This window comes from uncultured Campylobacter sp. (genome assembly GCF_937949835.1).
In the GTDB taxonomy this organism is placed as follows: Bacteria; Campylobacterota; Campylobacteria; order Campylobacterales; family Campylobacteraceae; genus Campylobacter_B.
The window spans coordinates 1-1,800 of record NZ_CALEDC010000282.1 but is presented as its reverse complement, the minus strand read 5'-3'; the positions used below and the strand labels follow the sequence as shown (position 1 = coordinate 1,800).

Below are 1,800 nucleotides of genomic sequence, written 5' to 3'. Positions count from 1 at the left end.
TACTAGAAGGCATAGGTGAGTATTTGGTATATCACAATAAATCTTGGATAGAGGTCAGAGAATTAGCTTTAAAAACTTTACATATTTTCGGATATGATTTAGGTGACTTTGACCTATATTAAGCCCATGGAGCTAGCACTTAAATAAAAAGGAAACCCAAATGCAAATTAACGGAAAAGAGATATTTGAGAAAGGTGCGCTCATGTGCTTTCTAAGTCGTATGGCTTCTTTGGAATATCAAGTCAATTATTTAGTGCATGCTACGGCTGAATACTACGAAGACCCGTCAGAAATGGCAGAACTTTTATATACTGAATGTAAAAATGCTTTATTGGAGCAATTTGAATTTTGCTTCCTGCCCTATGAAAGAGAGATATTAAGGGAACTTGTAGACCTTATTTATAAATACTTTAGAGACGGGAGTTTATTAAAGGGCGAAGAAGAGGGTGACTATCTAGTATATCAGAACAAATCCTGGATAGAAGTCAGAGAGTTAGCCTTAAAGACTTTGTATACCTTCGGATATGATTTGGAAGACTTCGACTATGATTAAGTCCGTATTAGACCTAGCAGAATGAGATTTGTCGTATATATCTTTACTCTGCTGCTATGCCTAAGCGCCTGGGCTTCTATAGATATTAATGGTATAGGCATAAGCGGCAGTAAGACACAAAAATCAAGGGTTTTTATCCGTAAAATATAAAAATTCTAAATAAGGCAATAAAATGAAATTTTTAAAACGATACAAAAATATTATTCTATTACCATTTTTGCTAATTATTTCGTTTTTTGTTTTTCGTATGATTTATACGGAAATAATTAGCGAGTGCGCCCCAATGAGGCTCTTTTCAAAAAATTCTCTAAGCAATAGCGGTTATGTTAAGTTAAAAGCAAAATGTATAAAAAAGGCTTTGGAAAATGATGATAATTACCTTATTATGCAGTATTTTAAAAGAGAAACGAGCGAGTGCCTTAAAATTATTGATGAACCGTCAAAGATCCCACATAATCTGATTAGAGTTAATAGCTTTGAAGAGTGGAAAAAATTAAGACTTACAGATACCGACAATATAATTTGTCCTATCGATAATTATAAAAAGAGCGATATTGGCAATGAAAGCAAATAAATTTATAAATTATTCAAATTTACGGCGCCTAAGGCCTACTCATCAAGTAAAGCATTAGCCACAATTTGAAGCATAAATTTTAAAATTTACTATCTTGCGCCGCGCGTTTTTTGCGTCTGTATATCTGATAAATTTAGAAGAGCATCGCAAAAGGCGCCGTCAAAAAAGCGAAATTTAACGCGAAATTTTATATAATCCTACGATTTAATGCGAGGAGATAGGATGAATAAAAAGGCGTATTTCGGGAGTTTTGGCGGGCAGTTTGTGCCTGAGACGGCGATGTTTGCGCTCGAGGAGTTGGAGGATGCGTACAACACCATAGCGCAGACGAAGGAATTTAAAGATGAGCTGGGTTACTTGCTGCGCGAATACGCAGGGCGTCCGACGCCGTTATATCACGCCGCGCGCCTTAGCGAGCACTACGGGCATGAAATTTATCTAAAGCGCGAGGATCTTAACCACACGGGCGCTCATAAAATCAACAATGCCCTAGCGCAGACGCTACTCGCCAAAAAAATGGGTAAAAAAAAGGTCATCGCAGAAACCGGCGCGGGTCAGCACGGCGGGGCGACGGCGACGGCAGCGGCGCTATTTGGGCTTGAGTGCGACGTGTATATGGGCGAGACCGACGCCGCGCGCCAGCAGCTCAACGCCTTTAGGATGCAGCTTTTGG

The 1,800-nt window shown here is 38.9% G+C and carries 3 protein-coding genes; all 3 read left to right on the top strand.

Annotated features, from left to right (window positions below; all coding sequences use genetic code 11):
* Nucleotides 1-160 precede the first annotated feature (160 nt).
* The gene (locus Q0256_RS06315) at nucleotides 161-553 is read left to right on the top strand and encodes a phytanoyl-CoA dioxygenase (protein WP_297961265.1); all 393 of its coding nucleotides are present in this window, start codon (nucleotides 161-163) and stop codon (nucleotides 551-553) included.
* Between the two features lie 172 nt (nucleotides 554-725).
* Nucleotides 726-1,127 carry a hypothetical protein gene (locus Q0256_RS06310; protein ID WP_297961261.1) on the top strand — a complete coding sequence of 134 codons (402 nt, stop codon included), beginning with the start codon at nucleotides 726-728 and terminating at the stop codon, nucleotides 1,125-1,127.
* Between the two features lie 222 nt (nucleotides 1,128-1,349).
* The coding region (locus Q0256_RS06305; protein ID WP_297961258.1) for a pyridoxal-phosphate dependent enzyme at nucleotides 1,350-1,800 on the top strand (451 nt) is incomplete at its 3' end.